This window comes from Streptomyces griseicoloratus, from assembly GCF_014534645.1.
GTDB lineage: Bacteria > Actinomycetota > Actinomycetes > Streptomycetales > Streptomycetaceae > Streptomyces > Streptomyces griseicoloratus.
The window spans coordinates 41,819-60,286 of record NZ_JACVQF010000234.1 but is presented as its reverse complement, the minus strand read 5'-3'; the positions used below and the strand labels follow the sequence as shown (position 1 = coordinate 60,286).

18 protein-coding genes are annotated in these 18,468 nt (G+C 73.6%); 4 read left to right on the top strand and 14 right to left on the bottom strand.

Translation table 11 applies throughout. From position 1 onward, the window contains the following. Nucleotides 1-28 precede the first annotated feature (28 nt). From H0H10_RS35220 to H0H10_RS35210, 3 genes are all read right to left on the bottom strand, one after another. Nucleotides 29-913 (bottom strand): sigma-70 family RNA polymerase sigma factor, encoded by an 885-nt coding sequence (locus H0H10_RS35220; RefSeq protein WP_309141965.1) that lies wholly within the window; start codon nt 911-913, stop codon nt 29-31. 69 nt (nt 914-982) lie between these two features. After that, nucleotides 983-1,195, bottom strand: a complete 213-nt coding sequence (locus H0H10_RS35215) for a hypothetical protein (protein ID WP_188185254.1) — start codon at nt 1,193-1,195, stop codon at nt 983-985. A 79-nt stretch (nt 1,196-1,274) separates the two neighbouring features. Next, a complete protein-coding gene (locus tag H0H10_RS35210; protein WP_188185253.1) occupies nt 1,275-2,558 on the bottom strand; it encodes an adenylosuccinate synthase in 1,284 nt (427 codons plus the stop codon). A gap of 185 nt (nt 2,559-2,743) precedes the next feature. Between H0H10_RS35210 and H0H10_RS35205 the strand changes: the two genes are divergently transcribed. Then, nucleotides 2,744-3,607 carry a diacylglycerol kinase family protein gene (locus H0H10_RS35205; protein WP_188185252.1) on the top strand — a complete coding sequence of 288 codons (864 nt, stop codon included), beginning with the start codon at nt 2,744-2,746 and terminating at the stop codon, nt 3,605-3,607. Between the two features lie 108 nt (nt 3,608-3,715). Here the strand turns inward: H0H10_RS35205 and H0H10_RS35200 are convergent, their stop codons facing one another. Beyond that, nucleotides 3,716-4,222 carry a GbsR/MarR family transcriptional regulator gene (locus H0H10_RS35200; protein ID WP_188185251.1) on the bottom strand — a complete coding sequence of 169 codons (507 nt, stop codon included), beginning with the start codon at nt 4,220-4,222 and terminating at the stop codon, nt 3,716-3,718. Nucleotides 4,223-4,296: 74 nt separating this feature from the next. On the opposite strand from H0H10_RS35200, the gene H0H10_RS35195 reads away from it, so the two are divergent. From H0H10_RS35195 to H0H10_RS35185, 3 genes are all read left to right on the top strand, one after another. Next, nucleotides 4,297-5,205 (top strand): ABC transporter ATP-binding protein, encoded by a 909-nt coding sequence (locus H0H10_RS35195; protein WP_188185250.1) that lies wholly within the window; start codon nt 4,297-4,299, stop codon nt 5,203-5,205. Next, on the top strand, nt 5,202-6,806 hold the full coding sequence (locus H0H10_RS35190) for an ABC transporter permease (protein WP_188185249.1): 1,605 nt from the start codon (nt 5,202-5,204) through the stop codon (nt 6,804-6,806). Before H0H10_RS35195 ends, H0H10_RS35190 begins: the two co-directional genes overlap by 4 nt. A gap of 402 nt (nt 6,807-7,208) precedes the next feature. After that, nucleotides 7,209-7,433, top strand: a complete 225-nt coding sequence (locus H0H10_RS35185; protein WP_309141964.1) for a hypothetical protein — start codon at nt 7,209-7,211, stop codon at nt 7,431-7,433. Here the strand turns inward: H0H10_RS35185 and H0H10_RS35180 are convergent. From H0H10_RS35180 to H0H10_RS35135, 10 genes are all read right to left on the bottom strand, one after another. Continuing rightward, complete coding sequence (locus H0H10_RS35180) at nt 7,413-8,636, bottom strand: cytochrome P450 (protein WP_188185248.1); 1,224 nt, start codon at nt 8,634-8,636, stop codon at nt 7,413-7,415. The genes H0H10_RS35185 and H0H10_RS35180 overlap by 21 nt on opposite strands. 59 nt (nt 8,637-8,695) lie before the next feature. Next, nucleotides 8,696-9,361, bottom strand: coding sequence for a response regulator (locus H0H10_RS35175; RefSeq protein ID WP_188185247.1), 666 nt, complete (start codon nt 9,359-9,361; stop codon nt 8,696-8,698). Further along, on the bottom strand, nt 9,358-10,710 hold the full coding sequence (locus tag H0H10_RS35170) for a sensor histidine kinase (RefSeq protein WP_373566957.1): 1,353 nt from the start codon (nt 10,708-10,710) through the stop codon (nt 9,358-9,360). Before H0H10_RS35170 ends, H0H10_RS35175 begins: the two co-directional genes overlap by 4 nt. Before the next feature lie 126 nt (nt 10,711-10,836). Beyond that, nucleotides 10,837-11,511 (bottom strand): response regulator, encoded by a 675-nt coding sequence (locus H0H10_RS35165; protein WP_188185246.1) that lies wholly within the window; start codon nt 11,509-11,511, stop codon nt 10,837-10,839. After that, the gene (locus H0H10_RS35160) at nt 11,508-12,851 is read right to left on the bottom strand and encodes a sensor histidine kinase (protein WP_188185245.1); all 1,344 of its coding nucleotides are present in this window, start codon (nt 12,849-12,851) and stop codon (nt 11,508-11,510) included. The genes H0H10_RS35165 and H0H10_RS35160 overlap by 4 nt, the downstream gene beginning before the upstream one ends. Next, nucleotides 12,851-14,059 carry an acyltransferase family protein gene (locus H0H10_RS35155; RefSeq protein ID WP_309141963.1) on the bottom strand — a complete coding sequence of 403 codons (1,209 nt, stop codon included), beginning with the start codon at nt 14,057-14,059 and terminating at the stop codon, nt 12,851-12,853. Before H0H10_RS35155 ends, H0H10_RS35160 begins: the two co-directional genes overlap by 1 nt. After that, a complete protein-coding gene (locus H0H10_RS35150) occupies nt 14,052-15,041 on the bottom strand; it encodes an alpha/beta hydrolase (RefSeq protein ID WP_188185244.1) in 990 nt (329 codons plus the stop codon). The genes H0H10_RS35155 and H0H10_RS35150 overlap by 8 nt, the downstream gene beginning before the upstream one ends. A 298-nt stretch (nt 15,042-15,339) precedes the next feature. Then, nucleotides 15,340-16,233: an alpha/beta hydrolase gene (locus H0H10_RS35145; protein WP_188185243.1), complete on the bottom strand. Its 894-nt coding sequence runs from the start codon at nt 16,231-16,233 to the stop codon at nt 15,340-15,342. Nucleotides 16,234-16,391: 158 nt separating this feature from the next. After that, nucleotides 16,392-17,594 carry a kynureninase gene (gene kynU, locus H0H10_RS35140; protein ID WP_188185242.1) on the bottom strand — a complete coding sequence of 401 codons (1,203 nt, stop codon included), beginning with the start codon at nt 17,592-17,594 and terminating at the stop codon, nt 16,392-16,394. Further along, on the bottom strand, nt 17,587-18,417 hold the full coding sequence (locus H0H10_RS35135) for a tryptophan 2,3-dioxygenase family protein (RefSeq protein ID WP_188185241.1): 831 nt from the start codon (nt 18,415-18,417) through the stop codon (nt 17,587-17,589). Before H0H10_RS35135 ends, kynU begins: the two co-directional genes overlap by 8 nt. Nucleotides 18,418-18,468: the final 51 nt, after the last annotated feature.

Sequence of the window (18,468 nt, the reverse complement as noted above, 5' to 3'; positions counted from 1 at the left end):
GCCGGCCCCGGCGGCCGCGGTCTCCGGTTCAGGCGTCCGGGACGGCGAGTTCCAGTTCGCGCAGCCGCGCCGGCTCCGCGATCAGGTCGATGCCGGTGATCAGGCCGCCGTCGGCATCGTCCGCGAAGGCGAAGCGGAGCACCACGCGCAGCCGGCCGTTCTCGATCATCGCCATGCCCACGTGGCCGTCGACCAGGACCACGTCCGCGAAACGGGCCCGGCCCATGGAGGCCATCGCGCCCCGGGCCACCCTCGCGACGCCGGTGACGGTGAAGGGCTCGGGGGTCGGCACGACCGCCGCGTCGGCGCGCAGGACGACGTCCGGGTGGAGCAGGGCGACCAGCGCGTCGAAGTCGCCGCCCCGCGTGGCGGCCAGGTAGGCGTCGACCGCGCGGCGCCGCCGGGGCAGGTCGGCCTCGGGGGCGGGGACGCCCCGGACCCGGCGGCGTGCCCGGCTGGCCAGCTGACGGGCTGCGGCGGGGGTCTTGTCGAGCATCGCGGCGATCTCGTCGAAGGGCACGTCGAACATGTCGTGCAGGACGAACGCCAGCCGCTCGGCGGGGCCCAGCGTGTCCAGCACGACCAGCAGCGCGAGCCCGACCGAGTCGGTGAGAAGGGCCTCCTCCTCCGGGTCGGGAGAGGGGCGGGCCGGGCCCCGGTCCGAGGTGTCCAGCTCTTCCTCGCGGCGCGCGTCCCGCGCCCGCAGCATGTTGAGGCAGACCCGGGCGACCACCGTGGTGAGCCAGCCGGAAGGATTCTCCACCGCGGTCGTGTCCGCGCGGTCGGCCCGCAGCCAGGCGTCCTGGAGGGCGTCGTCGGCCTCGCTCAGCGAGCCGAGGATCCGGTACGCGACCGCCCTCAGCCTGGGCCGGTCCCGCTCGAACTGCACTGCCATCGGGTCGGGTGCGGGCACCGTGCGGTTTCCTTCCGGGTCCTCCGGGCGTCGGTCGCACCCAGTGAACCACTCCGGTGCGCCTCGGCCTCAGCGGATCAGCGAAATCCCCGGCGGCCACAACACGCCGTCCGCGAGCAGGAGCGCCGGTCCCAGGTGCACGGGGCACACCCTCAGCGGCGGGCGCCGGTGCCGGGCGACCTCGAAGCGGACGGGGTCACCGCAGTCCGCGGGGTCGCCCTCGGTGCCGTACGGGCCCTGGCAGGAAGTCGCGCGGCCAGGGTCGCGGGCAGGGTCGGTCATGCCCCCGATACGACACCCGCCCCGGCGCCGCCGCCCGCCCGAGGGGGCCGAACGGCAGCGTCCGGGGCGGCTGCGCGGACTACAGGAACGAGTTGATCTCGATCGTCTCGTCCCGGCCCGGGCCCACGCCGATCGCGGAGATCGGGGCGCCGGACATCTCCTCCAGGGCCTTGACGTACGCCTGGGCGTTCTTCGGCAGGTCGGAGAAGGTCTTCGCCTTGCTGATGTCCTCGCTCCAGCCCGGCAGCATCTCGTAGACCGGCTTCGCGTGGTGGAAGTCCGACTGCGAGTACGGCAGCTCCTCGACCCGCTTGCCGTCGATCTCGTAGGCGACGCAGACCGGGATCTGCTCCCAGCCGGTCAGGACGTCCAGCTTCGTCAGGAAGAAGTCCGTCAGGCCGTTGACCCTGGTCGCGTAACGGGCGATCACCGCGTCGAACCAGCCGCAGCGGCGGTCGCGGCCCGTCGTCACGCCCCGCTCGCCGCCGATGCGGCGCAGCGCCTCGCCGTCCTCGTCGAACAGCTCGGTCGGGAACGGTCCGGCGCCCACGCGGGTCGTGTACGCCTTCAGGATGCCGATCACGCGGCTGATCCGGGTCGGGCCGACGCCGGCACCGGTGCAGGCACCGCCCGCGGTCGGGTTCGACGAGGTCACGAAGGGGTACGTGCCGTGGTCGATGTCCAGCAGCGTGCCCTGGCCGCCCTCGAAGAGGACCACCTTGTCGTCGTCGAGGGCCTGGTTGAGGACCAGGACGGTGTCGGCGACGTACGGGGCGAGCTTGTCCGCGTAGCCCAGCAGCTCCTCGACCACCTGGCCCGTGGCGATGGCGCGCCGGTTGTAGAGCTTGGTGAGCATCTGGTTCTTGACGTCGAGCGCCGCCTCGACCTTCTGGGTGAGGATCGACTCGTCGTACAGGTCCTGCACGCGGATACCGACGCGGTTGATCTTGTCGGCGTAGGTCGGGCCGATGCCGCGGCCGGTGGTCCCGATCTTGCGCTTGCCGAGGAAGCGTTCCGTCACCTTGTCGACGGTCACGTTGTACGGCGTGATGATGTGTGCGTTTCCGCTGATCAGGAGCTTGGACGTGTCGACGCCGCGCTCGTTCAGCCCGCTCAGCTCGGAGAGCAGGACCGAGGGGTCGACGACGACGCCGTTGCCGATGACCGGCGTGCAGCCGGGGGACAGGATTCCGGAAGGGAGCAGGTGGAGGGCGTACTTCTGGTCACCCACGACTACCGTGTGGCCGGCGTTGTTGCCGCCCTGGTAGCGCACCACATAGTCGACGGAACCACCGAGCAGGTCCGTCGCCTTTCCCTTGCCTTCGTCACCCCACTGAGCACCGAGCAGCACAAGTGCGGGCACGCGCGTACACCCCTTCCGGGCGGGGCATGTCCAAGGTCGAGAGCGTGCACGGAGGGTTTCCGCCGCGTACACCGCGACCGTCGTTGGCCGCCAACCGTCGGACCGGATGCCCCGGAATAGACGAAGCCCCTGGCGCAATAGCGCAAGGGGCTCTTGCACAAAGATGCTACCCGAGGAAGCGAGGCATGGCCGAGGTGGCGACTTCCGCGACGCCCGATCAGCTGCTGGTGGTCATCGACCCGGTCGCCCGTCGGACGGACGGCGAGTCCGTCCGGATCGCGAAAGACGTGCTCAGCGCGGGTGCGGCGAGTACGAAGGTGTGTCTGCCGGAGGGCCCGGAGGAGTTCGCGCGGGCGCTGCGGCGGCGGGGGTCGCGGCGGCCGGTGGTGATCGGTGACGACCGGGCGCTGGTCCGCGCGGTGGCGCTGCTGCACCGGCACCGGGAGCTCGCGGAGTGCGCGCTGTCGGTGGTGCCGGTGGGCCGGGTCCTCGGCCTCGCCGGGTCGCTGGGACTGCCGACGGGGGCCGTGGCGGCGGCTCGGGCGGTGCTGGACGGGGCGGAACGGCGGCTGGATCTGCTCGTCGACGACAGCGACGGCGTGGTGCTGGGGGCGGTCGGGATCCCGCCGGTGCCGGTCCGGGACGGGGGCCCGCCGGGTGAGGGCGCGGGGGCGCCGATACGTCCCTGGCTGCGGACCTGCCAGTCCCTCGTCCGGACGCTGGCGGCCTCGCGTCCGGCGCGGGCCACGGCCGGGACGGGCGCCGGACCGGCGCGGCTGCGGGTGGAGGTCGACGGGGTGACGCTGGTCGACCTGGGCCAGCCGGTCGAGGGCGTGTCGGTGACTCCGGGCGCCGACGGGCTGGCCGAGGTCGTCGTGCGGCCGGTGTCGTTGGGGGCGGAGGCGTCCTCGCTGACGGCGACGGGCCACACCGTGACCGTGTCGGGGGCGCACTTCCGCTACCGGGCCGACGCGGAGGTGTCGGGCCCGGTACGGACCCGGACGTGGTCGGTCCGCGAGGGCGCGTGGGGTCTGACACTGCCGGGGTGACGCCGGAGGGGTGAGCGGGCACCTGCGGGGGTGTGCCCCGCACCTGCGGGTTGCGGGGAGTTACGTCGCAGGGACTGTCGGCGGCACGGGCTGCAGGCGCGGCGGGGGCTAGGGCGCGCCGAAGGTTTTCTCGCGGTGGACTCGCCAGCGTTCCATCATGGCCGCGATCTCTTCGTCGACGAACTCGAAGAACGCCAGCGTCTCGGCCATGCGGCGGCCCGCCGGGGTCTCGGCGCCGAGGCTGGTGACGCCCTCGCGCAGGGCCGCCTCCCACCGCTTGAGGACGGCCTCGCGGTTGGTCAGCGCCTCGTACCACTGGTTGCTGTGCACCCGGTACCGCTCGCGCCGCGAGCCGGGTTCCCGTTCCCGCGCCACCATGTGCTGCTGGGCGAGGTAGCGCACGGCTCCGGAGACGGCGGCGGGGCTGACCTGGAGTTGTTCGCCGAGCTGGGCGGAGGTCAGCGAGCCCGAGTCGGAGGCCAGCAGCGCGGCGAAGACCCGGGCCGGCATCCGCTGCATCCCCGCCTCGACGAGCTGTGCCGCGAAGCCCTCCACGAACTTCGACACCGCCTCGGGGTCGCGCTCCGGTCCTGCTGCTTCCGCTCGTTCCGTCATGGTCCGATCATCCCTCACACCCTTGACGCTTTCTTAACTTCACAAATTTCTGAAAGTAGCGTACGTTCCAAAGCATGACGAAGGCAATCAGCGTCTCCGGCCTCCACAAGTCGTTCGGAGGCACGCACGCGCTCGACGGCCTCGACCTGGACGTCGAGTCCGGCGAGGTGCACGGCTTCCTCGGTCCCAACGGCGCCGGGAAGTCCACCACCATCCGCGTCCTGCTCGGCCTGCTGCGCGCCGACTCGGGCGCCGCCCACGTACTCGGCCGGGACCCCTGGACGGACGCGGTGGAGGTGCACCGCCGGATCGCGTACGTCCCCGGCGATGTGACCCTGTGGCGCAACCTCTCCGGCGGCGAGGTCATCGACCTCTACAGCCGCCTGCGCGGCGGCCTGGACGCCCGGCGCCGGGCGGAACTGATCGAGCGGTTCGAGCTGGACCCGACCAAGAAGGGCCGGACGTACTCCAAGGGCAACCGGCAGAAGGTCGCCCTCGTCGCCGCGTTCGCCTCCGACGTCGACCTGCTGATCCTCGACGAGCCGACGAGCGGTCTCGACCCGCTGATGGAAGAGGTCTTCCAGCGGTGTGTGGCCGAGGAGCGGGAGCGCGGGCGGACCGTCCTGCTCTCCTCCCACATCCTCAGCGAGGTCGAGGAACTGTGCGACCGGGTCAGCATCATCCGCAAGGGACGCACGGTCGAGAGCGGTTCGCTGGCCGACCTGCGCCATCTGACGCGGACCAGCGTGACGGCCGAGCTCGCCGGTCCGCCCGACGGGCTGGCCCGGCTGCCCGGCGTGCACGACCTCGACCTCCAGGGCAACCGCGTACGGCTCCAGGTCGACACCGACAAGCTGGACGCGGTGCTCAGGTCCCTGAGCGAGGCGGGCGTGCGGTCGCTGACCTCGACACCGCCGACGCTGGAGGAGCTGTTCCTGCGGCACTACCAGAACGAGGGCGCCGAGGAGGTGGCGTCGCTGTGACCGCCACGGCCTTCGCGGTACGGTCGGGCGGCTCCCGCCAGCTGGCCGGCACCGGCACGCTGCTGCGCTTCGCCCTGCGCCGGGACCGGGTGATGATCCCGGTCTGGGTCGCGGTGAACGCACTCATGGTGCTCTCCATGCCGAACACCCTCAAGGGCCTGTACGGCACGGCGGCCGAGCGCGCCGACCTGATGCGGCAGATGGAGACCAACTCCTCCCTGCGGGCCATGGTCGGCCCCGTCTTCGACGACTCCCTCGGCGCGCTCACGGCCTGGCGCGTCGGCGTGTACGCCGCGGCGCTCGCCGCCGTGATGAGCCTGCTGATCGTCGTACGCCACACCCGGGACGAGGAGGAGAGCGGCCGGCAGGAACTGGTCGCCTCCGGGATGGTCGGCCGGCGGGCCTCGCTGACGGCCGCCCTGCTGACGGCGGCGGTCGCCGACGGCGTACTGGCGCTGCTGGTGGTCGCCGGGCTCGCCGGTCAGGGGGCGGCCGGCGCGCTGGCCCTCGGGCTGGGCGTCGCGGGCGTCGGGATGGTCTTCGCCACCATGGCGGCGATCGTCGCCCAGCTGACGGAGAGCGCACGGCTGGCAAGGGGACTGACGGCGGCCGTGCTGGGTGCGGCGTTCGTGCTGCGGGCGGCCGGGGACTCCGCGACGACCGACGGCTCGTCCGTGCTGACCTGGGTGTCGCCGCTGGGCTGGCTGGAGAACCTGCGGGCGTTCGCCGCCGAGCGATGGTGGGTGCTGCTGCTGATCGCCGGGGCGGCGCTGGCGCAGGGCGCGGTGGCGTACGAGCTCGCCGGGCGGCGGGACATCGGCATGAGCTTCCTGCCGACCCGGCCCGGACCGGCCGCCGGGCGGCTGGGCACGGCCGGTGCGCTGGCCTGGCGGCTGCAGCGCGGTAGCGTGCTCGGCTGGAGCATCGGCTTCTTCCTCGCCGGGGTGGTCTACGGCGGGATGACCGAGGGTGCGGCCGATCTGGTCGGTGACAACGAGCAGGCCCGGGAGATCATCGAGCGGATGGGCGGGCAGGCCAGGCTGACCGATGCGTTCGTGTCGGCGATGGTCGGGATGCTCGGGCTGATCGCCGCGCTGTACGTGGTGGCGTCGGTGCTGCGGCTGAACGGGGAGGAGACCTCGGGGCGGGCGGAGCCGGTGCTGGCGGCGGCCGTCGGGCGGCTGCGGTGGGCGGCCGGGCACCTGGTGATCGCCTTCGGCGGCGCGGCGCTGATCATGCTGCTCGCGGGGGCCGGGTTCGCGGCCGGGTACGGCCGGGACGCCGGGGCGATCCTCGGGGCGTGCCTGGTGCAGCTGCCCGCGGTGTGGGTGATCGGCGGGGCGGCCGTGCTGCTGCACGGGGTGCTGCCCCGGGCCGCGGTGGCGGCGTGGGGTGTGGCCGGGGCGGTGCTGCTGCTCGGGTGGGTCGGGCCGGCGCTGGACGTGCCGCAGGCGGTGCTGGACGTCTCGCCCTTCGGGCACCTGCCGAAGCTGCCGGGCGGGGAGATGAGCTGGTCACCGGTGCTGGTCCTGACGGGGCTTGCCGTGGTGCTGGTCGGGGCGGGGCTGGCCGGGCTGCGGCGACGTGACATGACGACGTGAGCGTCCGCGGGGGCGGTGGCGGGGCGGTGACGCAACCCGGCGCCACCCGAGGCGAGGGCGAGGGCGGGGCGGGTGACGCGGCCCGGCGCCGGCGGGGTGCCGCCCGTGCCCACCCTTGCCGCCCCTGGGGGTACCTCCCAGGCCGTTCAGGCACTGGGGGGAGGCACGACCGCCCGCGGTCACGGCGGCTGCGGCGGCGCAGGCGCGTCCCCGGCGGCTGCGAACGGGTGCCGTGGAAACGGCGTCCGCGGCGACGAGCTCCGCGGCGTCAGGAGAATGCGGCGGACGTGGCAACACAGCCGTGCGCTGCGGTTACGGCCGCGCGTGCCGGAAACCGGGGATCGGGTCGTCGGCGTCCTGGGCGGTATGGGGCGGGACGTGGTGACGTGTGGAGGGTGTGTCGTGTCGGCCGTGGGGGCTGCCGGGGCAGTGCTCTGGTGGGGGTCCTCGTCACGGACGCAGCGGCATCTGGGCAACGGGTTCGAGGGCGAGGGCATCGACCTCGGGGCCGTCTTCGTCGAGCTGCCCCTCGTCTTCCTCGCCGGAGCCCTTCTGCCCGCCGTCGTATGGGGTCTGGGCGCCGCTCTGTCGGCACGCAGGCGGCGGTCAGGCCACCTCCACCGATAGACCCGTCAGCCCCCTGATCACGAAGTTCGGCTTCCGTACCGGCTCCGCCGCCAGGCGCAAGGTCGGGGCCTTGCGCAGTAGGGACGTCATGGACGCGGCCAGCTCGATGCGGGCCAGCGGGGCGCCGATGCAGTAGTGGATGCCGGCGCTGAAGGAGATGTGGGGGTTGTCCCGGCGGGTGAGGTCGAGGCGGTCGGGGGACGTGAAGACCGCCGGGTCGTGGTTGGCGGAGCCGAAGAGCAGGGCGAGTTCCGCGCCGCGCGGGATCACCGTGCCGTCGATCTCGATCTCGTCCAGCACCCAGCGTTCGAAGAGCTGGAGCGGGGTGTCGTAGCGCATCAGCTCCTCCACGGCGGAGGGGACGAGGGAGTGGTCCGCGCGGAGGGCGGCCAGCTGGCCGGGGTTGCGGAACAGCGCCCACCAGCCGTTGACCGTGGCGTTCACCGTGGCCTCGTGGCCCGCGTTGAGCAGGAGCACGCAAGTGGAGATCATCTCCTGCTCGGTGAGGCGGTCGTCGTCCTCGTCGTGGGCCGCGATCAGGCCCGAGATCAGATCGTCGCCGGGGGCCTTGCGGCGCCGGGCGATCAGCTCGCGGAGGTAGTCCGAGAACTCGACCGAGGCGCGGACCGCCTTCGCCGCCGTCTCCTTTGACGGGTTCAGCTCGTACATCCCGCAGATGTCCGCCGACCAGGGGCGCAGCGGGGCCCGGTCGGACTCCGGGATGCCCAGCATCTCGGCGATCACCGCGACCGGAAGCGGCTCGGCCACGTCCGTCAGCAGGTCGCCGCCGCCCGCCGCCACCAGCCGGGACACCAGATCGTCCGCCAGCCCGTGCACATACGGCCGCAGCCGCTCCACCGTGCGCGGCGTGAACGCCTTCGACACCAGTCGCCGGATGCGGGTGTGGTCCGGCGGCTCCAGGTCCAGCATCCCGTGGTCGTTGAGCGTGTGGAACGGCTCGTGCTCCGGCGGCGGTGCCGTCCGCCCGAACTCCTCGTGCGAGAAGCGGTGCTGGTACGTCCGCCCCAGCCGGCGGTCCCGCAGCAGCGCCGAGACGTCCGCGTGGTGCGGGACCAGCCACTGGTCCGTGGGCGCGTAGTGGAGCACCCGGCCCCTGGACCGCAGCTCGGCGTAGGCGGGGTACGGGTCCGCGAGGAACGCCGGGTCCCAGGGGTCGAAGGCGAGGTCGGAAGCGTCTGCCATGCAGGGACGCTAGCCCGGCACCACCGTCGTCGGCCAGGGGTCCACGGCCCACGGCCCGCTCAGGCCGGCGTCACCAGCCGCGCCTCGTACGCGAACACCGCCGCCTGCGTGCGGTCCCTGAGCCCCAGCTTCACCAGGACCCGGCTGACATGGGTCTTGATCGTCGACTCTGCGACCACCAGCCGCTCGGCGATCTCCGCGTTCGACAGGCCCTGCGCGATGAGCACCAGCACCTCCGTCTCCCGCTCGGTCAGATCGCCGTACGCCGCCTGCGCGGAGGACGGCAGGCGCGGGGCGTCGGACAGCTTCGAGAACTCGGTGATCAGCCGCTTGGTGACGGACGGCGCGAGCAGCGCCTCCCCCGCGGCCACCACCCGCACCCCGTCCGCCAGCTGACGGGCCGAGGCGTCCTTGAGGAGGAAGCCGGAGGCGCCCGCGCGCAGCGCCTGGTACACGTACTCGTCGAGGTCGAAGGTGGTCAGCACCAGCACCTTCGCCGCGCCGTCCGCGGCGACGATCTCCCGGGTCGCCTCGATGCCGTTCAGCTCGGGCATGCGGATGTCCATCAGGACGACGTCAGGGGCGAGTTCGCGGACCTTGGCGACCGCCTCCCGCCCGTTGACCGCCTCTCCGACGACCTCGATTCCCGGCATGGCGTTCAGCAGGACCGAGAAGCCCTCGCGCACCATCATCTGGTCGTCGGCGACCAGTACCCGGATGGTCATGCGTCACCTTCGAGCTGGGCCGCCGTGACCGGCAGGAACACGGAAACCTCGTAGCCCCCGTTGGCGACCGGACCGGCCGTCATCTCGCCGTTCAGCATCGACACCCGCTCCCGCATGCCCGTGATGCCGTGCCCGGCGCCGGGCGAGGGCTTCACCAGGGACGACGGCGGTATCGGACCGTTGACCACGCGCAGGCCCAGGCCGCCCAGGACGTAGGAGATCTCGACGCGGGCGGTCGCGCCGGGCGCGTGCCGCAGGGTGTTGCTCAGCGCCTCCTGCACGATCCGGTACGCCGACAGCTCCACACCGGGCGGCAGCTCGCGCACCGCGCCGGTCACCGCCTTGTCGACCGTCAGGCCCGCGTCGCGCACGTTGGCCAGCAGTGCGTCCAGGTCGGCGAGCGTGGGCTGCGGGGCGTCCGGGGCCTCGTAGTCCTCGGCGCGGACGACGCCGAGGACGCGGCGCAGTTCGGTGAGGGCGGCCACCGCGTTCTCCCGGATGGTGGCGAAGGCGCGCTCCAGCTCCTCCGGTGGATTCTCCACCCGGTAGGGCGCGGCCTCGGCCTGGATGGCGACCACCGACATGTGGTGGGCGACCACGTCGTGCAGCTCGCGGGCGATGGTGGTGCGCTCCTCCAGCAGCGTGCGCCGGGACCGCTCGTGCTCGGTGACCGTCCGCTGGGCGGTGACCTCCTGGCGGGCGTCGCGACGGACGTGCCAGACGGAGACCGTGAGCAGGGCGAGGGCCGAGAAGACCAGCATCGGAGCCGAGTTCGTGGTGTAGTGGCCGCCGCCCAGGACGGACTCGGTGAAGAATCCGTAGACCGCGGTCAGGGCCCACATCCACGCGGCCGTGCGCGGACGGGTGCGTATCGCCACGACGACCAGCACCGTCAGGTGGCAGATGAACGCCCCGGGCAGCCACGGCCAGTCGCCCCAGCTGCTGCCGAGCACCGCGGCCACCGGGGTCGCCGCCATGGACATCCAGAACGCGCCGACCGGCCGGACCAGCGTGGCCAGCACCGGGATCGCGCTCAGCAGGCCGGCCAGCGCCACGAAGGCGCCGCCGTAGACTCCGCTGGCCATGGAGCCGCCCCAGAAGGCCACCAGGGCGGCCGCCACGACCACCGCGTGCGGGAGGCGGCCCGCGTACGTCCGCAGCCGGCCGGGCAGGCGGCGGGTCATCGGGCCGTCCGTGGCCATGCGGGGCAGCGGGCGGTAGGCGAAGGCGTCGTGGAACAGGTCCTGGCGCAGCCCGCCGAGGGCGTCCATGGCCAGCCTGTACTCGGGGCTGCGGGGCGCGCCGGCGTCCGCAGGGGGCGGGGTCGGCATCTGTGTCGTCTCGGTCACGCTCGCAACGGTAGGTGCCGCCCGGGGGCACGGTCGTCACCAGTGAGAGGGGTCCTTCCGGGTCCGTCTCAAGTACTACGCGGGCTACGGACGGCCCCGTCCCGTCACCGTCCCGTCACCGCGGAGTCAGTACCCGGACGGCCGCACCAGCCCCGACTCGTAGGCGAACACCGCCGCCTGCGTCCGGTCCCTCAGCCCCAGCTTCACCAGGATCCGGCCCACGTGCGTCTTCACCGTCTGCTCGGCCACGAACAGGCGCTGGGCGATCTCCGCGTTCGACAGGCCCTGTGCGATCAGGGCCAGCACCTCGGTCTCCCGCTCGGTCAGATCGCCGACGCGCTCCTTCAGCGGGGCCCGCGGCCGGTCGTCGAGGCGGGAGAACTCGGCGATCAGCCGCCGGGTGATGCCCGGCGCGAGCAGCGCGTCCCCGGCCGCCACCACCCTGACCGCCTCGGCGAGCTGGTCGGCGGAGGCGTCCTTGAGCAGGAACCCGGACGCGCCGGCCCGCAGCGCCTCGTACACGTACTCGTCGAGATCGAAGGTGGTCAGCACCAGCACCCTGATCTCCGGAGTGGCCCGCGTGATGCGGCGGGTGGCCTCGATACCGCCCAGTTCGGGCATGCGGATGTCCATCAGCACGACGTCCGGGGCGAGCTCGGCGACGCGGGCCACGGCGTCCAGGCCGTCGACCGCCTGGCCGATCACCTCGATGTCGGGCTGGGTGTTCAGCAGCACGGTGAAACCCTGCCGGACCATCTGCTGATCGTCGGCGATCAGTACGCGGATGGGGCCTCTCGTCATGGGCTGTCGTCCTCGGGAACGTAGGGGTCGGAGTCCTGGGCGAAGCGATCGGGGCCGTCCGAGGGCAGGAACGCGCCCACCTGGAAGCCGCCGTCGGGGAGCGGGCGCGCCGTCAGGTGGCCGTCGAGCATCGCCACCCGCTCCCGCATGCCGAGCAGCCCGTGCCCCGCCCCCTGCGACGGCGGCGCGGGCCGCGCCGGGCGGGTGTTGAAGACGTCGACACGCAGACCGATCGGAAGGTACGTGAGGTGGACCCGGGCGCTCGCGCCGGGTGCGTGACGCAGGACGTTGCTCAGCGCCTCCTGCACGATCCGGTACGCCGACAGCTCCACGCCGGGCGGCAGCGGCCGGCGCACCCCGCTCACCTCCGTGGTGACGGTCAGCCCGGCGGCCCGGGTGTTCTCCACCAGCGCGTCCAGCCGGTCCAGGGTCGGCTGCGGGGCGTGCGGGGCGGTGCCGTCCGCGTCGGCGGTGGTGCCGGACGGCCCCGGTGCGTCGGGGTGCTCGGAGCGCAGCACGCCGAGCACCCGGCGCAGTTCGGTCAGTGCCTCCAGCGCGTTCTGTCTGATGCCCGCGAGGTTCTCCTTGAGCTCGTCGGGCGGGTTCTCGACGAGATGCGGGGCGACCTGGGCCTGGATGGAGATGACGGACATGTGGTGGGCGACCACGTCGTGCAGCTCGCGCGCGATGCGGCTGCGCTCCTCCAGCAGCGTGCGCCTGGCCCGCTCCTCGGCGGTGAGCGAGGTCTGCTGCACCAGCTCGGCGCGGGCCTCACGGCGTCCGCGCAGGGCGATACCGAGCAGCACCACCACCGCGAACAGGATGGCGGCGACCACACCGGTGGGCTGGTAGTTCAGCCCACCCACCAGGCCCTGGACGACGTACGTCGTCAGCATGGTCAGGGCCAGCGCCTCGGCGGACACCCGGGTGCGGACCCGCAGGGCCAGCAGCAGCAGGACGAACAGGTGCCCGATGATCCCGGCCGCGGTCCACGGCCAGGTGAACTTGTAGCCGTCGGCGACCATCATGGCGCGCACACCCACGGCCCCCACCAGCATGGCCGCCATCGACAGCCACCACGCCGGGACGGGCCGCCACAGCGCCAGGACCATCGCGCCGGCCTGGCCGGCCGCGATCAGGAAGGCGAACCCGAACCCGAGACGGCCGTGCTCATGGAGCTGGGGCAGATCGCCGAGGAAGACCCCGAGAGCGGCCAGGCACACGATCCCGTGCGGCAGCCAGCGCAGCCAGGTGGACGGAGGCAGCGGATCGGGCCGTGCGGTCCACAGGTCCTCGCGCAGCACCCCCAGCCACTGCCGGACCAGATTCCCCCCTCGCATCACACCTCCACCCTAGGACCTGTGCCGCGGTGCGCCTGCGGTCGATGCGTCCGCACCACCCGCGAGCGGCGCCGCGCACCACCGTGCTCCCAGGAGCGGAACGCGGTCCAGCAGCACGCCAGGGCCAGGGCGAACACCGGCAGCCAGGCGAGCCGGGCGGCGACCCAGTCCAGGCCGTCGGGGAGCGTGTGCAGGCCGGGCAGGCGGCCCGCGAGGAGTCCGGTGGCCGTGGTCGCCATCAGGGCCGTCTGGTGCCACAGGAAGATCGTCATCGCGGAGAGGTTGACCAGCGCCACCGCCGCCCACGCGACCGGCCTGCGCATCGCACGACGCAGCGGCTCGCGCATCAGCAGGGCGAGACCGCACTGGGCCAGGCCGAAGGTGACGGCGGCCAGCGTCGGCGGGTTGAGGTTGGAGACCTCCGCGCCGGGGACGCCGACCATCGACGCCGGGTAGCCCGCCAGGGCGACGAGCGCCGCCGTCTCCGCCGTACCGCCGACGAGCAGGAACCACCCCGCGCGGCGGCCGTCCAGCTCGCCGCGGGTCCAGGCGGCGCCGAGGGCGTAGGGCACGAGCCAGCCGGCGGCCAGGTTGGCCCAGCCGAGCCAGGACGGGGCGCCGAGCCCGAACCGCAGCAGGTCGACGTGGAGGACGACGGCCAGCGGCCACAGCGGGTGCAGCCGGGCGAGCCAAGGGGTCGCCGCCGTCAGCGCGGCGAAGACCAGAAGGAACCACAGCGGGGACAGGGCCAGTTTCACCAGGGTGTGGACCGTCGCCTGATCGGCGCCCCTCAGGAGCAGCAGGACCGCCGTCACCGTCCACAGGACGAGGACGGCCGCGACCGGCCGGAACAGCCGGGACAGCCGGGCGGCCAGCCAGCGGCCGTACGGCGTGCCCCGGTTCCGTGCCGCGGCCCAGCCGCGGGTGGCGACGTGACCGCCGACCAGGAAGAACACCGCGAGGGTCTGGAAGACCCAGGAGATCGGGGCCAGCCAGGCCATGTGCTGCAGGGGGCTGGCCGTGCGCAGGGCGGAGCCGTCCGCGACCAGGGCGGTCACCAGCCAGTGGCCGAGGACGACGCCGAGGATCGCGAAGGCGCGCAGGGCGTCGACGGCCCGGTCCCGCCCGGCCGGGGTGGCGGCGTCGATCCGGGCGGCCGCACGCCGCAGCGGGGCCGGGGTGCCGCGCGGTCGCGTCACGTCAGTCACGGGTCACCTCCGTGATCTCGCCCAGGGCGATCCGGGCGAGGTTGGTCAGGGAGCGGGAGCCGGGGTCGAAGTAGTCGCTGTGGCCGCCGTCCCCCGCGTCGAAGACCCGGGCGCCGAACGCCGGGGACATGGGGTCGGTGCCGAAGCCGACGGTGGTGCCGACCAGGTCGGCGCTGAGGTGCGGGACGTGTTCCACCCAGTCGCCGGCGCCACGGCCGGCCCAGACGCGGGCGGTGGTGCCCAGGTCCGCGACGGAGTCGGCGCCGGTGCCCGGGCTGCCGACGAGGGCGATGTCGGCGACGTCCAGTCCGTCGGCGGCGCGGGCGCAGACGACGGAGCCGTAGGAGTGGCAGAGCAGGGCCACGTTCGTGTCCGGGCCGGTCGTACCGCGCAGAGCGCCGACGAGGGCGCGCAGTGCCGGGGCGGCCTGTTCGGCACGGCCGGTGGTGGCGACCGTGGTGCTCACGGTGCCCGGAGTTTCGTAGCCGAGCCAGGCCACGACCGCGGTGCGGGTGCCCTCGGGGGCCTCCTCGGCCAGTCGCCGGTGCAGGGCGAGGGCGGCGGCGCGGAACCGGTCGTAGGTGTCGAGGCTGGTGTCGGAGCCGGGGACCAGGACGGCGACGCGGTCCGCGCGGGCCAGGTCGCCGAAGACCTCCGTGGCGAGACCCGCGCCCCGGCCGTCGAAGGCGAGCAGATGCCGGGCCGGGTCGGCCAGCGAGCGGTCCGCCGCCGCCCGGTGCCGGTCGCCGTGGGCGGCGGCCATCCGGGACGCCTCGGCGGCGTTGGCCCGGTTGGCGGCGTACGCCTCCTCCAGCGTGCCGGCCGTCGGGGCGGCGAGCGCGGCGGGCGCGGGGGCGGGGATGCCGGGCCGCGCCGCACCGGTGAGCGGGAGGACCACGGCACCAGCGATGAGCGCGGCGAGCCCGGCCCGGCGCAGACCCCCCACTCGATGCCGCCAACGTGCCGTCGTCCCGCGGCCCATGGCCGTCCCCCCTCCGGCGAGCCCGCCCATCGGGCTCGTACGGAAGCGAAGTTACGAATCGGACGACGTCACCCGCGTCCCGCCCGGGAGCGAACCCGCGAGGTAGCTCTCAGGTATGACGGGTATGACCGGGCCGCCTTCACGGGCACGCCGCCGCCCACGACAGGCCAGGCACGCCCCCAAGTCACGGACCGCTCCAAAGCCACGGACCGACCTAAAGCCACGGACAGTCCCAAAGCCACGGTCGCCCCAAGGCCACGGACGCCCCAAAGCCACGGACCGCCCGAAGGCACCCGACTCACCAGGCCAGTTGTGCGATCTCCTCCGCCACCACGGCGCACGCGTCCGCCGCCGGGTCGATCAGCGGGAAGTGGCCGACGTCCTCCAGCAGGGTCACGCCCACCATTTCCCCGGCCTTGGCCGCCGCGTCGGCGTACGCCTCGGCGACCGCCTGCGGAACGTCCACGTCGGTGCGGCCCTGGACGAGGGTGGTCGCGATGCCGGTGGGCAGCAGCAGGGACGGGTCGGCGTACGGCCGCCGCTCGGCGAACAGTTCCTCCCCGCCCAGCAGTTCCCGCGCCGCGCCCCCGCAGACCTCCAGCTTCCCGGCGACCTCGAAGTCGGCGATCGGCGCGAGCGCGACCACGCCCCGCAGGGGAGCCGGACCGTCGGTGCGCCAGGGGGCGTCGGCGGGCAGCACGTGCCGGGCCGCCGCCCACAGGGCCAGGTGGCCGCCCGCCGAGTGGCCGGTGAGCACCATGCGGCGGACGTCGGCCCGGGGCAGGCGCTCCCGCACCAGCGCGGGCAGCGCGTCCAGCGCGGCGGCCACGTCGTCGAAGGTGTCGGGCCAGCGCCCCGCGCGAGGACCGTCCGCTCCGCCGCCCTCCGCCCCGCGCCGGTACTCCACGCTGGCCACGGCGAAGCCCCGGCGGGCCAGGAAGGCGGCGAACGGGCTCACATGGCGGCGGTCGTACGGGGCCCGCCACGCGCCTCCGTGCAGGACCACCACCAGCGGGGCGGGGCCACCCGGGCCACCCGCTCCGCGCGGCGCGTAGAAGTCGATCACCTGGTCGGGATGGTCGCCGTACGCGGCGGTGCCGTCGGGGTCGACGGCCGGGTGCGAAAGGGCGGACTTCTCCTCCGCCTCGGCCCTCGCAGCGGCGTTGCCCGGTTCTGCGGCGGCGTCCGGCATGCTCCAACCTCTCAGGGACGAAACGGTGTTGGGGGACCAGGGATGAGAATCGGCCGTTGGCGGGACGGTATCAGGCCGATGACGTGCGCGGACACGGGGATGTCACGCAGGGTGAGGGCCGGCCGATCGGCCCCGCCCCCACCCCGCGGACCCGCCCGTCACGCCAGGATCCCGCCCAGCACCCGCGCCGCCCGCTCCACGTCGGCGAAACCGACGTACAGCGGGGTGAAGCCGAAGCGCAGCACGTCCGGTGCCCGGAAGTCCCCGACCACCCCGCGCTCGATCAGCCGCTTCATCACGTCCCCGGCGTCCTCGCAGCGCAGCGCGACCTGGCTGCCCCGCTCTGCGTGCGCCACCGGGGTCAGCGACTCCACCCGGCCCTCGGGGACGTACTCCCCGACGCACCGCAGGAAGAAGTCCGTCAGCGCCAGGGACTTGGCCCGCACCGCCTCGACCGGCACGCCGTCCCACACGTCCAGGGCCGCCTCCAGGGCGAGCATGGACAGGATGTCCGGCGTACCGACCCGGCCGCGCACCGCGCCCGGGGCCGGGGCGTACGCGGACCGCATGCCGAACGGCTCGGCGTGCGAGTTCCAGCCCGGCAGGGGCGAGTCGAAACGGTCCTGGAGGTCCCGGCGGACGTACAGGTACGCGGGCGAACCGGGGCCGCCGTTGAGGTACTTGTAGGTGCAGCCGACCGCCAGGTCGACGCCGTGCTCGTCCAGCCCGACCGGCAGCGCGCCCGCGCTGTGGCACAGGTCCCACACCGCGTACGCCCCCGCCGCGTGCACCGCGGCCGTGAGCGCGGGCAGGTCGTGCAGCCGGCCCGTGCGGTAGTCGACGTGGTTGAGCAGGACGGCCGCGGTGCGCTCGCCCAGCGCCGACGGCACCTCGGCCGGGGTCACCGGGCGCAGCTCGCACCCCGTCAGGCGGGCCGCCGACTCGGCGATGTACCCGTCCGTCGGGAAGGTCGTCGCGTCGACCAGGATCTCGTCCCGGCCGTCCCCGGCCATGCGCACGGCCGCCACGACCGCCTTGAAGACGTTGACGCTGGTGGAGTCGCCGACCACGATCTGCCCGGCCGCCGCCCCGACCAGCGGGGCGATCCGGTCGCCGATCCGCTCGGGCGCGGTCCACCAGCCGCTCTCCTCCCAGGACCGGATGCGCAGCTCGCCCCACTGGCGGCGTACGACGTCCTCCACGCGCGCGGGGACATGGGCCGGGAGGGCGCCCAGCGAGTTGCCGTCCAGGTACACCACGTCGTCGAGCACGAACCGCTCGCGCAGCCCCGCCAGCTCGTCCGCGGCGTCCAGCTTCTCCGCCGCCACAGCCAGTTCGGACAGTTCGGACAGTTCAGACATAGGACCGCGCCGTCCACAGCTCGGGGAACACGTTGTTGCGGGCCCGCTTCTCCAGCCACGCGACCCCGGCCGAGCCGCCGGTGCCGGTCTTCGCGCCCATCGCGCGGCGGGTGGCGACCAGGTGGTCGTTGCGCCAGCGCCACACCAGCTCGGCCACGTCGGTGAGCGCCTCGCCGAGGCGGGCCAGCTCGCCGTTCTGGTCACCGGAGTAGACGGCCGCCCAGGCGGCCTCCACCTCCGGCACCGCCTCGTACCGCTGGGTCACGTCGCGCCGGAGCACCGCGTCGGGGATGTCGTAGCCGCGCTTCGCCAGCAGCCGGACCACTTCGTCGTACAGGCTCGGCTCGTGCAGCGCCTTCTCCAGCTCGGCGTGGACGCGCGGCGCGCCGCGGTGCGGTACGAGCATGGACGCCGACTTCTCGCCGAGCAGGAACTCCATACGGCGGTACATCGCGGACTGGAAGCCGGAGCCCTCGCCGAGGGCGCCCCGGTAGGAGTTGAACTGCGCCGGGGTCAGCTGCCCCAGCGGCTTCCAGGAGGCGTTCAGCGCCTCCAGCTCCCGCACCGAACGCTTCAGCGCGTCGGTCGCCAGCTGGACCCGGTCCTCGCGCAGGGCGCGGGCCGCGGTCTCCCACTCGTGGACGATGACCGTGAACCACAGCTCCATGACCTGGGTCGTGACCAGGAAGACCATCTCTCCGGGATCGTCCGAGAGGGTGTGCTGGAGGTGGGTGAGCACGTCCGCCTTGACGTAGTCCTCGTACGGCGTCGTGCCTTGGAAATCGAGATGCGGGGTCTCGGGCTCGTGAGCCTCGTGGGACATCGCTGTCTCCTGATGTGCACTCCGGGTAGCGGTCCGCCCTGCCGTTACCGG

Excerpts from the sequence above, each read along its gene's own strand:
- H0H10_RS35215 (WP_188185254.1), bottom strand. The coding sequence starts at position 1,195 with ATGACCGACCCTGCCCGCGACCCTGGCCGCGCGACTTCCTGCCAGGGC.
- H0H10_RS35205 (WP_188185252.1), top strand. The coding sequence starts at position 2,744 with ATGGCCGAGGTGGCGACTTCCGCGACGCCCGATCAGCTGCTGGTGGTC.
- H0H10_RS35200 (WP_188185251.1), bottom strand. The coding sequence starts at position 4,222 with ATGACGGAACGAGCGGAAGCAGCAGGACCGGAGCGCGACCCCGAGGCG.
- H0H10_RS35195 (WP_188185250.1), top strand. The coding sequence starts at position 4,297 with ATGACGAAGGCAATCAGCGTCTCCGGCCTCCACAAGTCGTTCGGAGGC.
- H0H10_RS35180 (WP_188185248.1), bottom strand. The coding sequence starts at position 8,636 with ATGGCAGACGCTTCCGACCTCGCCTTCGACCCCTGGGACCCGGCGTTC.
- H0H10_RS35175 (WP_188185247.1), bottom strand. The coding sequence starts at position 9,361 with ATGACCATCCGGGTACTGGTCGCCGACGACCAGATGATGGTGCGCGAG.
- H0H10_RS35165 (WP_188185246.1), bottom strand. The coding sequence starts at position 11,511 with ATGACGAGAGGCCCCATCCGCGTACTGATCGCCGACGATCAGCAGATG.
- H0H10_RS35160 (WP_188185245.1), bottom strand. The coding sequence starts at position 12,851 with ATGCGAGGGGGGAATCTGGTCCGGCAGTGGCTGGGGGTGCTGCGCGAG.
- H0H10_RS35150 (WP_188185244.1), bottom strand. The coding sequence starts at position 15,041 with ATGGGCCGCGGGACGACGGCACGTTGGCGGCATCGAGTGGGGGGTCTG.
- H0H10_RS35145 (WP_188185243.1), bottom strand. The coding sequence starts at position 16,233 with ATGCCGGACGCCGCCGCAGAACCGGGCAACGCCGCTGCGAGGGCCGAG.
- kynU (WP_188185242.1), bottom strand. The coding sequence starts at position 17,594 with ATGTCTGAACTGTCCGAACTGTCCGAACTGGCTGTGGCGGCGGAGAAG.
- H0H10_RS35135 (WP_188185241.1), bottom strand. The coding sequence starts at position 18,417 with ATGTCCCACGAGGCTCACGAGCCCGAGACCCCGCATCTCGATTTCCAA.